10 protein-coding genes are annotated in these 13814 nt (G+C 71.4%); 5 read left to right on the forward strand and 5 right to left on the reverse strand.

From position 1 onward, the window contains the following. Window positions 1-2: 2 nt before the first annotated feature. The 4 genes from ACLJTM_RS27200 to mshC all read left to right on the forward strand — a co-directional run bounded on the left by ACLJTM_RS27200 (window position 3) and on the right by mshC (window position 3534). Complete coding sequence (locus ACLJTM_RS27200) at window positions 3-704, forward strand: histidine phosphatase family protein (protein WP_411106368.1); 702 nt, start codon at window positions 3-5, stop codon at window positions 702-704. A 92-nt stretch (window positions 705-796) separates the two neighbouring features. Beyond that, entirely contained in the window at window positions 797-1387 is a 591-nt protein-coding gene (locus ACLJTM_RS27205; RefSeq protein ID WP_411106369.1) for a DUF3090 domain-containing protein, read from the forward strand. Continuing rightward, window positions 1351-2193 carry an SCO1664 family protein gene (locus ACLJTM_RS27210; RefSeq protein WP_411106370.1) on the forward strand — a complete coding sequence of 281 codons (843 nt, stop codon included), beginning with the start codon at window positions 1351-1353 and terminating at the stop codon, window positions 2191-2193. The genes ACLJTM_RS27205 and ACLJTM_RS27210 overlap by 37 nt, the downstream gene beginning before the upstream one ends. A gap of 111 nt (window positions 2194-2304) precedes the next feature. Further along, window positions 2305-3534, forward strand: coding sequence for a cysteine--1-D-myo-inosityl 2-amino-2-deoxy-alpha-D-glucopyranoside ligase (mshC, locus tag ACLJTM_RS27215; protein WP_411106371.1), 1230 nt, complete (start codon window positions 2305-2307; stop codon window positions 3532-3534). Between the two features lie 128 nt (window positions 3535-3662). Here the strand turns inward: mshC and ACLJTM_RS27220 are convergent, their stop codons facing one another. From ACLJTM_RS27220 to ACLJTM_RS27240, 5 genes are all read right to left on the reverse strand, one after another. After that, the gene (locus ACLJTM_RS27220; RefSeq protein ID WP_411106372.1) at window positions 3663-4670 is read right to left on the reverse strand and encodes a PAC2 family protein; all 1008 of its coding nucleotides are present in this window, start codon (window positions 4668-4670) and stop codon (window positions 3663-3665) included. Window positions 4671-4797: 127 nt separating this feature from the next. Next, on the reverse strand, window positions 4798-6405 hold the full coding sequence (locus ACLJTM_RS27225; protein ID WP_411106373.1) for an FAD-dependent oxidoreductase: 1608 nt from the start codon (window positions 6403-6405) through the stop codon (window positions 4798-4800). Window positions 6406-6446: 41 nt separating this feature from the next. Next, on the reverse strand, window positions 6447-7988 hold the full coding sequence (glpK, locus tag ACLJTM_RS27230; protein ID WP_411106374.1) for a glycerol kinase GlpK: 1542 nt from the start codon (window positions 7986-7988) through the stop codon (window positions 6447-6449). Window positions 7989-8067: 79 nt separating this feature from the next. Next, entirely contained in the window at window positions 8068-8850 is a 783-nt protein-coding gene (locus tag ACLJTM_RS27235) for an MIP/aquaporin family protein (protein ID WP_411106375.1), read from the reverse strand. Between the two features lie 325 nt (window positions 8851-9175). Next, window positions 9176-9943 carry an IclR family transcriptional regulator gene (locus ACLJTM_RS27240; protein ID WP_411106376.1) on the reverse strand — a complete coding sequence of 256 codons (768 nt, stop codon included), beginning with the start codon at window positions 9941-9943 and terminating at the stop codon, window positions 9176-9178. Window positions 9944-10214: 271 nt separating this feature from the next. On the opposite strand from ACLJTM_RS27240, the gene metH reads away from it, so the two are divergent. Then, complete coding sequence (metH, locus tag ACLJTM_RS27245; protein WP_411106377.1) at window positions 10215-13727, forward strand: methionine synthase; 3513 nt, start codon at window positions 10215-10217, stop codon at window positions 13725-13727. Window positions 13728-13814: the final 87 nt, after the last annotated feature.

Below are 13814 nucleotides of genomic sequence, written 5' to 3' on the forward strand. Positions count from 1 at the left end.
CCATGGCCACGCTGATCCTCGTACGACACGGGCGGTCCACCGCCAACACCGCCGGGCTGCTCGCCGGATGGACCCCGGGTGTCGCCCTCGACGAGCGCGGCGCCGAGCAGGCCGCCGCGCTCCCCGGGCGGCTGGCCGGGGTCCCGCTCGCCGCCGCCGTCTCCAGTCCGCTGCAGCGCTGCCGGGAGACCCTCGCGCCGCTGCTCGCCGCCCGCCCCGGGCTGGCCCTGCACACCGACGACCGCATCGGCGAGTGCCACTACGGGGACTGGTCGGGCCGCAAGCTCTCCGAGCTCTCCGAAGAACCCCTGATGAAGATCGTCCAGCAGCACCCCTCGGCCGTCGCCTTCCCCGGCGGGGAGTCCATGCGCGCCATGCAGGCCCGCGCCGTGGACGCCGTACGGGAGTGGAACGCCCGCATCGAGGAGGAGCACGGCAGCGACGCCGTCTTCCTCATGTGCTCGCACGGCGACATCATCAAGTCCCTTGTCGCGGACGCCCTGGGCATGCACCTGGACCTCTTCCAGCGCATCCACGTCGACCCCTGCTCGGTCACCGCCGTCCGGTACACCCCGACCCGGCCCTTCGTGTTCCGCCTGGGCGACACCGGGGACTTCGGCTCGCTGGTGCCGCACGCGCCGAGCGACAAAGCCGCCGAAGACGGCGGCAACGCCGTCGTGGGGGGCGGCGCGGGCGCGGCGTGATCGAACGGCGCAGTAGGGTGGACTGGCCCTACCAACGCGCGCAGCCACCTGCGGGGAGCCCTGCCCCTGCCGCCGAGACTTGGAGACTGGACGTGCCCCGTCAGGTGTTCCTCTACGACCCTCCGGACCGCTTCGTGGCCGGCACGGTCGGTCTGCCGGGACGCCGTACGTTCTTCCTGCAGGCCTCCTCCGGGCCCCGGGTCACCAGCGTCTCCCTGGAGAAGACCCAGGTCGCCGCACTGGCCGAGCGGATGGACGAGCTGCTGGACGAGGTCGTACGGCGCACCGGGGGCAACGCCCCCGTCCCCGCCGTGGCCCCCGCCGAGGCCGCCGACACCGCCCCCCTGGACGTCCCCGTCGAGGAGGAGTTCCGCGTCGGCACCATGGCCCTGGCCTGGGACGGCGAGGAACAGCGCATGATCGTCGAGGCGCAGGCCCTGGTGGAGGTCGAGGCCGACTCGGACGAGGACCTCGCCGAGGCGGAGGAGCGGCTCCTGCAGGACGAGGAGAACGGCCCCCCGCTGCTGCGGGTCCGGCTCAGCGGCGCCCAGGCACGGGCCTTCGCCAAGCGCGCCCTGGACGTGGTCAACGCGGGACGCCCGCCGTGCCCGCTGTGCAGCCTCCCGCTCGACCCCGAGGGACACGTGTGCCCGCGCCAGAACGGCTACCGGCGCCAGGCGTGACCACCACGGGGGAGCTGGAGGAACTGCTCGCCGAGGGCGAGCTCACCGTCGTCGGCCGGATCCGCGAGGCGTCCAACGCGGTGCTGCTGTGCACGGTCACCCACGCCGGCCGCACCGCCGACTGCGTGTACAAGCCGGTCAAGGGCGAGCGGCCGCTGTGGGACTTCCCCGACGGCAGCCTCGCCCAGCGCGAGGTCGCCTCCTACCTGGTCTCCGAGGCCACCGGCTGGGGCCTGGTGCCCGCCACCGTGCTGCGCGACGGGCCCTACGGCGAGGGCATGGTCCAGCGCTGGATCGACACCCCGCAGGAGGAGGCGCCGGGCGCCGAGCTCCTCGCCCTCGTCGAGGGGGAGGAGGCGGGGGAGGGCTGGAAGCCCGTCGCCTTCGCCGAGGTCGGCGAGGGCCGCACCGCCCTGCTCGTGCACGCCGACGACCCGCGGCTGCGCCGGCTCTCCGTCCTCGACGCCGTGATCAACAACGGCGACCGCAAGGGCGGCCACCTGCTGCCCGCCCCCGACGGGCGGCTCTACGGCATCGACCACGGCGTGACCTTCCACGCCGAGGACAAACTGCGCACCCTGCTGTGGGGGTGGGCGGGGGAGCCGCTCACCGACGACGCCCGCGAGGCACTCGGCCTCCTGGACGCCGCCCTGGCCCCCGGAGCACCGCTCGCCACCCGGCTGGCCGAACTGATCACACCGGTCGAGCAGGCCGCCGTACGGGCCAGGGTGGCGCATCTGCTGCGCACCGGGGAGCACCCCCGGCCCTCCGGGCAGTGGCCGTCGATCCCCTGGCCGCCGGTCTGAGCAGGCACCCGGGGGCCACGCACAGGTGCGGCCCGGGCACAAGAGCGCGGATCAGGACAACCGTGCAGGTCCGGTTCGTTTCCGGAACATGCGTCCGGTTACGCTCGACCCATGCATGCCTGGCCCGCTTCCGACGTCCCCGCCCTGCCTGGCAAGGGCCGCGACCTCGAGATCCACGACACCGCGACCCAGGGGACGATCACCCTCGCCCCCGGTCCCGTCGCCCGCATCTACGTCTGCGGCATCACCCCGTACGACGCGACCCACATCGGTCACGCGGCGACCTACAACGCGTTCGACCTCGTACAGCGCGTGTGGCTCGACACCAAGCGGCAGGTCCACTACGTCCAGAACGTCACGGACGTCGACGACCCCCTCCTGGAACGCGCCCTGCGCGACGGCCAGGACTGGACCGAGCTCGCCGAGCGCGAGACGGCCCTCTTCCGCGAGGACATGACCGCCCTGCGGATGCTGCCGCCGCAGCACTACATCGGAGCCGTCGAGGCCATACCCGGCATCGTGCCGCTGGTCGAGCGGCTGCGGGACGCCGGCGCCGCCTACGAGCTCGAAGGCGACGTCTACTTCTCCGTGGAGTCCGACCCGCACTTCGGCGGGGTCTCCCACCTCGACGCCGAGGCGATGCGGCTGCTCTCCGCGGAGCGCGGCGGCGACCCCGACCGGCCGGGGAAGAAGAACCCCCTCGACCCGATGCTGTGGATGGGCGCCCGCGAGGGCGAGCCGAGCTGGGACGGCGGCTCCCTGGGCCGCGGCCGGCCCGGCTGGCACATCGAGTGCGTGGCCATCGCCCTGGACCACCTGGGCATGGGCTTCGACATCCAGGGCGGCGGCTCCGACCTGGCGTTCCCGCACCACGAGATGGGCGCCTCGCACGCGCAGGCCCTGACCGGCGAGTTCCCGATGGCCAAGGCGTACGTGCACGCCGGCATGGTGGCCCTGCACGGCGAGAAGATGTCGAAGTCCAAGGGCAACCTGGTCTTCGTCTCCGCGCTGCGCCGCGCCGGGGTCGACCCGGCCGCGATCCGGCTGGCCCTGCTCTCGCACCACTACCGGGCCGACTGGGAGTGGACCGACGCCGTCCTCGCCGAGGCGGTGGCCCGCCTGGAGCGCTGGCGTGCGGCCGTGTCCCGGCCGGACGGCCTCCCGGCCGACGCGCTGGTCGAGGAGGTCCGCGCGGCCCTGGCGAAGGACCTGGACGCGCCCGCCGCGCTGGCGGCCGTCGACCGCTGGGTCGAGCTCCAGCTGGCCGACGGGGGCGACGACGAGGCGGCGCCCGGCCTGGTGTCGCGGACCGTGGACGCGCTGCTCGGCGTGGCTCTGTAGCCGTAGCCGTAGCCGCACCACCGTCCCTGCGCCGGTGCGGCGCCGCTGCCGGGTGCTCCGCCCCGGACCCCCGCGCCTCAGGCGCCGGACGGGCTGTCTTCGCAGCCCGTCCGGCGGCCCGCACGGGGCTATGCCTCCGGGGGCTCCGGGGTTTCGTCCTCCTCCGGCGGGGCCACGGCCGGGGGCTGGAGATCCTCGCCGGAGGCGTCCGGCTTCCGCTTCGGCGGGCGGGTCAGGCCGCTGGAGGTCTCCCGCAGGTACGAGCCGTCGCCCGCCTCGGGCGCCGGGCCGGCCGACGGGTCCCGCCGGCGCAGGTACCGCTCGAACTCCCGGGCGATGGCGTCCCCGGAGGCCTCCGGGAGGTCCGCCGTGTCCCGCGCCTCCTCCAGCGTCTGCACGTACTCCGCGACCTCGCTGTCCTCGGCCGCCAGCTGGTCCACGCCCAACTGCCAGGCCCGGGCGTCCTCCGGCAGCTCGCCCAGCGGGATCCTGATGTCGATCAGGTCCTCCAGCCGGTTCAGCAGCGCCAGCGTCGCCTTCGGGTTCGGCGGCTGCGACACGTAGTGCGGCACCGCCGCCCACAGCGACACCGCCGGGACGCCCGCGTGGGTGCAGGCCTCCTGCAGGATGCCCACGATGCCCGTCGGGCCCTCGTACTTCGTCTCCTCCAGGTCCATGGTCCGCGCCAGGTCCGCGTCCGAGGTGACCCCGCTCACCGGCACCGGCCGGGTGTGCGGGGTGTCCCCGAGCAGCGCCCCCAGGATGACCACCATCTCCACGCCCAGCTCGTGTGCGAAGCCGAGGATCTCGTTGCAGAACGACCGCCACCGCATGGACGGTTCGATGCCCCGGACCAGCACCAGGTCGCGCGGCTTGGCGCCGCCGATGCGGACCACCGACAGCCGTGTCGTCGGCCACGTGATCTTCCGTACCCCGTTGTCCAGCCACACCGTCGGCCGGTTGACCTGGAAGTCGTAGTAGTCCTCGGCGTCCAGAGCCGCGAAGACCTCGCCCTTCCACTCCCGGTCCAGGTGTGCAACCGCACCGGAGGCCGCGTCACCCGCGTCGTTCCAGCCCTCGAACGCGGCCACCATGACCGGGTCGATCAGCTCGGGCACGCCCTCAAGCTCGATCACCCAGGTCTCCTTCCGAAGTTCCCTTGCGTACGTGGGTCAGCCTAAGCCTTGATGAGGCACCGGCCACAGCCCACGACAGAGGGGCGGTTCCCCTCGGAACCGCCCCTCTTCCCCACCTGCGGGAGAGCTATGCCTGGCGGCCCAGCATCTCCTCGACCCGGGCGCGTACGGACGCGTCGTCCAGGCCCCGGACCGTCACCGTCGTGCGCCGGCGCAGGACGTCGTCGACCGTCTGCGCCCACTCGTTGTCGCGGGCGTAGGCGACCTGCGCCCAGATCTCCGGGCCGTCGGGGTGGATCCGCTCGGCCAGCGCCGGGTCCTCGTTCGCGATCCGCGCGATGTCGAAGGCGAGCGAGCCGTAGTGCGAGGCCAGGTGGCGGGCCGTCAGCGGGTCCATCCGGGTGCCGGGCTCACGGTCCACCAGCAGCCGGTGCGCGACCGCGTTGGGGTTGGCCACACCGGGCAGCGGGACCCGGCGCACCAGGGACTTCAGCGGCTCCATGTCTTCGGTCAGGGGGCTGCCCGGGAGCTTCGCCAGCTTGTCCATCACCACGCGGCCGATGTGGCGGTAGGTGGTCCACTTGCCGCCGGCCACCGACAGCATGCCGCCCGCGCCCTCGGAGACCACCGTCTCGCGCTTGGCCTTCTCCACGCCGCCGGGACCGCCGGGCAGCACCCGCAGGCCGGCGAAGGCGTACGTCATCAGGGAGCGGTCCAGGTCGGCGTCCTTCACCGAGAACGCCGCCTCGTCCAGGATCTGCTGGATGTCGGCCTCGGTGGCGCGCACGTCCGCCGGGTCGCCCTCGTAGGCCTCGTCGGTGGTGCCGAGGAGCAGCTGGTCCTCCCACGGGAGGGCGAAGGTGATGCGGTACTTGTCGATCGGGGTGGCCATGGCGGCCTTCCACGGCGACTTGCGCTTCATCACGATGTGCGCGCCCTTGGACAGGCGGATGGAGGGCATCGCGTGCTTGTCCTCCATCCGCCGCAGGTGGTCCACCCACGGGCCGGTGGCGTTGAGCACGACCCGTGCGTCCACCCCGAACTCGGTGCCGTCCAGGCGGTCCTTGAGCTCGGCGCCGCTGACCCGGCCGCGCGTGGTGCGCAGTCCGGTGACCTCGGCGTGGTTGAGGACGACCGCACCGGACTCGACGGCGGCGCGCACCGTCATGACGGCGACCCGGGAGTCGTTCATCTGGTGGTCGTAGTAGACGGCGACGGCCTTCAGGTTGTCCGTCTTCAGTCCGGGGTTGTCGGCGACGGCGCGGGCCGGGGAGATGACCTTGCCGATGCCGTCGCCGAAGGCGGACAGCGCCGAGTAGGCGAAGACGCCCGCGCCGAGCTTCGCGGCGCCGACCGGACCGCCCTTGTACACCGGGAGGTAGAAGGTGAGCGGGTTGACCAGGTGCGGGGCCACGTCCTTGGCCAGCACCCGCCGCTCGTGGTGGTTCTCGGCCACCAGCTTGACCGCGCCGGTCTGCAGGTAGCGCAGACCGCCGTGGACCAGCTTGGAGGAGGCGGAGGAGGTGGCGCCGGCAAAGTCGCCGGCGTCCACCATGGCAACCCGCAGACCCGACTGCGCGGCGTGCCAGGCCACCGAGGTGCCCAGGATTCCACCGCCGATGACCAGCAGGTCGTACGTGGCCTTCGCCAGCTGCTCACGGGTCTCGGCGCGGCTCGGGTTCGAGCCGGCGGTCGGGTGCGTACCCAGCGCGGGAACGCTCTGCAGAGTGCTCATATCTCTCTTAGCTCCTCGTCGATTGACTCAGCTGAGTGCGGTCAGCTGGCGTCTTCGTCGTCGACCCAGCCCATGGAACGCTCCACGGCCTTGAGCCAGCTCTTGTACTCGCGGTCCCGCTGCTCGGCGGGCATCCGCGGGGTCCACTCCGCCGCGCGGCGCCAGTTGGCGCGCAGGGCGTCGGTGTCGGGCCAGAAGCCGACGGCCAGGCCGGCGGCGTAGGCGGCGCCGAGACAGGTGGTCTCGGCGACCATCGGGCGCACCACGGGGGCGTCCAGGAAGTCCGAGAGCGTCTGCATCAGCAGGTTGTTGGAGGTCATGCCGCCGTCGACCTTCAGGGCGGTCAGTTCGACGCCCGAGTCCTTGGTCATGGCGTCGGTGATCTCGCGGGTCTGCCAGGCGGTGGCTTCCAGGACGGCGCGGGCGATGTGCGCCTTGGTGACGTACCGGGTGAGGCCGGCGATCACACCGCGGGCGTCGGAACGCCAGTATGGGGCGAACAGGCCGGAGAAGGCCGGTACGAAGTAGGCGCCGCCGTTGTCCTCGACCGAGGAGGCGAGCGTCTCGATCTCGGCGGCCGACTTGATCAGGCCCATCTGGTCGCGCATCCACTGGACGAGCGAGCCGGTGACGGCGATGGAGCCCTCCAGCGCGTAGACCGGCTTCTGGTCGCCGATCTGGTAGCCGACCGTGGTCAGCAGGCCGCTGTAGGAGTTGATGATCTTGTCGGCGGTGTTCATCAGCATGAACGTGCCGGTGCCGTACGTGGACTTCGCCTCGCCCTCGGCGAAGCAGGTCTGGCCGAAGAGGGCGGCCTGCTGGTCGCCGAGCGCCGAGGCGACCGGGACGCCCGCGAGGACGCCGTCCTTGACGTGGCCGTAGACCTCGGCGGAGGACTTGATCTCCGGCAGGACGTTGAGCGGGACGCCCATGGACTCGGCGATGCGCTCGTCCCATGCCAGGTTGTGCAGGTTCATCAGCATGGTGCGCGAGGCGTTGGTGACGTCGGTGACGTGCACGCCGCCCTGTGCGCCGCCCGTGAGGTTCCAGATGACCCACGAGTCCATGGTGCCGAAGAGGATGTCGCCGGCCTCGGCGCGCTCGCGCAGCCCCTCGACGTTGTCGAGCAGCCAGCGGGCCTTCGGGCCGGCGAAGTAGCTCGCCAGCGGCAGGCCGGTCTCGCGCCGGAAGCGGTCCTGGCCGACGTTGCGGCCGAGCTCCTTGCACAGGGCGTCGGTGCGGGTGTCCTGCCAGACCAGCGCGTTGTGGACCGGCTCGCCGGTGGTCTTGTCCCACATCACGGTGGTCTCGCGCTGGTTGGTGATGCCGACGGCCTTGACGTCGGCGGCGGTGAAGCCCGGAATGTCCTGGGCGGCCTTGGCGATGGCGCCGGCGACGACCTCCTGGACGTTGGTCCAGATCTCGGTGGCGTCGTGCTCGACCCAGCCCGGCTTCGGGAAGATCTGCTCGTGCTCCTTCTGGTCGACGGCCACGATGCGGCCGTCGCGGTCGAAGACGATACAGCGGGAGGAGGTGGTGCCCTGGTCGATCGCGGCGATGAAGGGGCCGGTGCTGCTGGTCATGTCGGCTGCTCCTGGCAGGTCTGGGGAGTTGGCGGAATCAGGAGTGCGGTGCGGATCTTACGAGCGCTGCAGATGCTGATCAGGCGAACGCGATGTTGTACAGACCGCCGGCGACGACGGCACCGACGAGCGGGCCGACGACCGGGATCCAGGAGTATCCCCAGTCGGAGCCGCCCTTGTTCGGGAGCGGCAGCAGGGAGTGCACGATGCGGGGACCGAGGTCGCGCACCGGGTTGATGGCGTAGCCGGTCGGGCCGCCCAGCGAGAGGCCGATGCCGACGACCACGAAGGAGGTGATCAGCACGCCTATGACGCCCAGGCCCTTGCCGTCGTCCTGCAGGCCCTGGGTCAGGATGGCCAGGATCAGGACGGCGGTACCGATGATCTCGGTGGCGAGGTTCTGCACCACGTTGCGGATTTCGGGGCCGGTCGAGAAGACCCCGAGCACCGGGCCGGCCGTGTCGTGCGGGTGCGGGTCCTCCGGGCCGAGCTTGGCGTCCCGGATGTGCTCCGGGTCGGACAGGTGCACGCGGAACTGGCCGTAGTAGGTGACCCACATCAGGACCGCGCCGAGCATGGCGCCCAGCAGCTGGGCGGCGAGGTAGAGGGGCACGTCGCCCCACTCGCCGGTCTTGACGGCGAGGCCGACGGTGACCGCGGGGTTGAGGTGCGCGCCGGACAGCGGCGCGGAGACGTACGCGCCGATCAGGACGGCGAAGCCCCAGCCGAACGTGATCGCCAGCCAGCCCGCGTTGCGGGCCTTGGAGCTCTTGAGGGTCACGGCGGCGCAGACGCCACCGCCGAGCAGGGTGAGCAGGGCGGTACCGATGGTCTCGCCGATGAAGATGTCGGAGCTGGACACCCGCGACTCCTTACGTACGTCCAGGGGTGGGCGGACACCGGGTCCCTCCGGTGGTTCCGCGCACTCGGTGAGTGCTGCACCGGTCCTTGGCCTTGCCACACCCTAACGCGTATTGCCGGTAGGTGTTCGACAATGCCGACCGATGAACGGCAGTTTTCCGCCCCAGTGAAGATTGCGTCAAGGGTCGGCCAGGCCAAAGTGTCGGATCGTTACCACTCGGTGCGATCGAACAAATCCAGCCACCGCAGCGCGCTGACATGGCGAAAAATGGGCATGAAGCAGCCGGATCCCGGCCGGAAACGGCCCAGGAGCTCCGGGGGAGGGGTCAGAACCGGCCCGCGCCGAGATCGCGTGAAACCGAGCGCGCACAGTCCCGCACGGACGCCACGAGGGAGGCCCGCGGCTCGCCCGGCTCCCCGCAGACCCGCTCGACCGCGCCCGCGACGGCGACCGCGCCGACGGGCATCCGGCGCCGGTCGTGGATGGGCGCGGCCACCGAGGCGACGCCCTCCCAGGTCTCCTCGACGTCGGCGGCCCAGCCCCGCGCCCGGGTCAGCGCCAGCACGTCCTCGAACCCGGCGGCGTCCGTGACCGTCCGTGGGGTGAACGCCTCGCGCTCCACCTCCATGACCTGGGTGTGGGCCACCGGGTCGTACGCGGAGAGCACCTTGCCGAGGGCGGTGGAGTGCAACGGCTGCATGGCCCCGACCTCCAGCACCTGGCGGCTGTCGTCCGGCCGGAACACGTGGTGCATGATCAGCACCCCGCTCTTGTGCAGCACCCCCACGTACACGCTCTCACCACTGGCCCGGGCCAGGTCGTCCGTCCACACCAGGGCGCGCGCCCGCAGCTCGTGGACGTCCAGGTAGCTGTTGCCCAGGCGCAGCAGCTCCGCGCCCAGCTGGTAGCGGCCGGAGGCGGGGTCCTGCTCCACGAAGCCCTCCGCCTGGAGGGTGCGCAGGATGCCGTGGGCCGTGCCCTTGGCCAGGCCAAGGGACGAGGCCACGTCCGACAGTCCCAGCCGGCGCTCGCCGCCCGCCAGGAGTCGCAGCATCGCAGCGGCTCGTTCGAGCGACTGGATGTTCCGTGCCATCGTGCAGCCTCCTGCTGACCGTGCCTACTGTGGTGAAGCGGTTCGACAATGCTGAACAGTATCGGTCGATGCCGACTCCGCGCAGGGGCGGGCACGTGTTCGGGACGTCGCCGGCGCGGGGACACCCGGGTGAACCCCCGGCACAGAATGCCGTCCGCCACGTGGGACGACCCCACCGGGTCCCGGGCCGCGCGGTTACCCTGACGGCGTGCACCCTTGACATAGGAGGGGGTGCAAAGCCGACAGCCGTCGCATCCCAGGGAGCATAACCATGGCCTCGTTGCCGAACCCGCCCGCCGACACCCAGACAAGGGCCGACGCCCTCCGCGAGGCCCTGGCCACCCGTGTGGTGGTGGCCGACGGAGCCATGGGGACGATGCTCCAGTCTCAGGAACCCAGCCTGGAGGACTTCCAGCAGCTGGAAGGCTGCAATGAGGTCCTCAGCGTCACCCGCCCGGACATCGTCCGCTCGGTGCACGAGACCTACTTCGCCTCCGGCGTCGACTGCATCTCCACCAACACGTTCGGCGGCAACTACTCCGCTCTCGCCGAGTACGACATCGCCGACCGCAACTTCGAACTCAACGAGGCCTCCGCCCGGATCGCCCGCGAGGTCGCCGACGAGGTCACGGCCGCCACCGGCGAGCAGCGCTGGGTGCTGGGCTCCATGGGTCCCGGCACCAAGCTGCCCACCCTCGGCCACATCGGCTACGACACGCTGCGCGACGCCTACCAGACCAACGCCGAAGGCCTCCTCGCCGGCGGCGCGGACGCCCTCCTGGTGGAGACCTCCCAGGACCTCCTCCAGGCCAAGTCCGCGCTGATCGGCGCCCGCCGCGCCATGGACGCGCACGGCGTCACCGTCCCGCTCATCTGCTCCGTCACCGTCGAGACCACCGGCACCATGCTGCTGGGCTCCGAGATCGGCGCGGCCGTCACCGCCCTGGAGCCGCTGGGCATCGACATGCTCGGCCTGAACTGCGCCACCGGCCCCGCCGAGATGAGCGAGCACCTGCGCTACCTCGCCCGCCACTCCCGCCTGCCGCTGTCCTGCATGCCGAACGCGGGCCTGCCCATCCTGGCCAAGGACGGCGCGTACTACCCGCTCACCGCCGACGAGCTCGCCGACGCCCAGGAGACCTTCGTCCGCGAGTACGGGCTCTCCCTGGTCGGCGGCTGCTGCGGCACCACCCCCGAGCACCTGCGCAAGGTCGTGGACCGGGTCCGCGGCGCCCGCATCACCGAGCGCAGCCCGCAGGCGGAGCCCGGTGCGGCCTCGCTCTACCAGACCGTGCCCTTCCGCCAGGACACCGCGTACATGGCGATCGGCGAGCGCACCAACGCCAACGGCTCCAAGAAGTTCCGCGAGGCGATGCTCGAAGCCCGCTGGGACGACTGCGTCGAGATGGCCCGCGACCAGATCCGCGAGGGCGCGCACATGCTCGACCTGTGCGTGGACTACGTGGGCCGCGACGGTGTCGCCGACATGGCGGAGCTCGCCGGCCGCTTCGCGACGGCCTCCACGCTGCCCCTCGTCCTGGACTCCACCGAGGTTCCCGTCCTGCAGGCCGGCCTGGAGAAGATCGGCGGCCGCGCCGTCATCAACTCCGTCAACTACGAGGACGGCGACGGACCGGAGTCCCGGTTCGCGAAGGTCACCCGGTTGGCGCAGGAGCACGGCGCCGCACTGATCGCACTCACCATCGACGAGCAGGGCCAGGCCCGCACCGTCGAGCACAAGGTCGCCATCGCCGAACGCCTGATCAACGACCTCACGCAGAACTGGGGCATCCGCGAGTCGGACATCCTCATCGACACCCTCACCTTCACCATCTGCACCGGTCAGGAGGAGTCCCGCAAGGACGGCATCGCCACCATCGAGGCCATCCGCGAACTCAAGCGCCGCCACCCGGACGTCCAGACCACCCTGGGCCTGTCCAACATCTCCTTCGGCCTGAACCCCGCCGCACGGGTCCTGCTGAACTCCGTCTTCCTCGACGAGTGCGTCAAGGCCGGACTGGACTCGGCCATCGTCCACGCCTCGAAGATCCTGCCGATCGCCCGCTTCGACGAGGAGCAGGTCACCACCGCCCTCGACCTGATCCACGACCGCCGCGCCGAGGGCTACGACCCGCTGCAGAAGCTGATGGCCCTCTTCGAGGGCGTCAACACCAAGTCCCTCAAGGCCGGCCGGGCCGAGGAACTCCTCGCCCTGCCGCTGGACGAGCGCCTCCAGCGCCGCATCATCGACGGCGAGAAGAACGGCCTGGAGGCCGACCTCGACGAGGCCCTGCAGAGCCGCCCCGCCCTCGACATCGTCAACGAGACCCTCCTGGAAGGCATGAAGGTCGTCGGCGAGCTCTTCGGCTCCGGCCAGATGCAGCTCCCCTTCGTCCTGCAGTCGGCCGAGGTCATGAAGACCGCCGTGGCCCACCTCGAACCGCACATGGAGAAGTCCGACGCCGAGGGCAAGGGCACGATCGTCCTGGCCACCGTCCGCGGCGACGTCCACGACATCGGCAAGAACCTCGTCGACATCATCCTGTCCAACAACGGCTACAACGTCGTGAACATCGGCATCAAGCAGCCGGTCTCCGCGATCCTCGAAGCCGCGGTCGAGAACAAGGCCGACGTGATCGGCATGTCCGGCCTCCTCGTGAAGTCGACCGTGATCATGAAGGAGAACCTGGAGGAGCTCAACCAGCGCAAGTTGGCGGCCGACTACCCGGTGATCCTCGGCGGCGCCGCCCTCACCCGCGCCTACGTCGAGCAGGACCTCCACGAGATCTACGAGGGCGAGGTCCGCTACGCCCGCGACGCCTTCGAGGGCCTGCGCCTGATGGACGCCCTCGTCGCCGTCAAGCGCGGCGTCCCCGGCGCCAGCCTGCCGGAGCTCAAGCAGCGCCGCGTCGCCAAGCGGGACACGCCCGTCCTGGAGGTGGAGGAGGCCGAGGAGCCCGGCGGCCGCTCCGACACGGCCGTGGACAACCCGGTGCCCACCCCGCCGTTCTGGGGCACCCGCGTGGTCAAGGGCATCCCGCTGAAGGACTACGCGTCCTGGCTGGACGAGGGCGCCCTGTTCAAGGGCCAGTGGGGCCTCAAGCAGGCCCGTGCGGGCGGGGCCACGTACGAGGAGCTCGTCGAGACCGAGGGGCGCCCGCGGCTGCGCGGCCTCCTGGAGCGGCTGCACACCGAGAACCTCCTCGAAGCCGCCGTCGTCTACGGGTACTTCCCCTGCGTGTCCAAGGGCGAGGACCTGATCATCCTGGACGAGCAGGGCAACGAGCGGACCCGCTTCACCTTCCCCCGCCAGCGGCGCGGCCGGCGGCTGTGCCTCGCGGACTTCTTCCGCCCGGAGGAGTCCGGCGAGACGGACGTGGTGGGCCTGCAGGTGGTCACCGTCGGCTCGAAGATCGGCGAGGCCACGGCCAAGCTCTTCGCCTCCGACTCCTACCGCGAGTACCTGGAGCTGCACGGCCTGTCCGTCCAGCTCGCCGAGGCCATGGCCGAGTACTGGCACGCCCGCGTCCGCGCCGAGCTCGGCTTCGGCGGCGAGGACCCGGCGGCGGTCGAGGACATGTTCGACCTGAAGTACCGCGGCGCCCGCTTCTCCCTGGGCTACGGCGCCTGCCCCGACCTGGAGGACCGGGCGAAGATCGCCGACCTCCTCCAGCCGGAGCGGATCGGCGTCCACCTCTCGGAGGAGTTCCAGCTCCACCCGGAGCAGTCGACGGACGCCATCGTGATCCACCACCCCGAAGCGAAGTATTTCAACGCACGCTGACGCGGACCGACGTACACTTGTCGGTCCCATACAGGCCGGTCACCTGTTCCCCGGGGGATAACCCCACGGGAGCGGGTGACCGGCCTT

The sequence above is a fragment of the Streptomyces sp. cmx-4-9 genome (assembly GCF_046548835.1).
GTDB lineage: Bacteria > Actinomycetota > Actinomycetes > Streptomycetales > Streptomycetaceae > Streptomyces.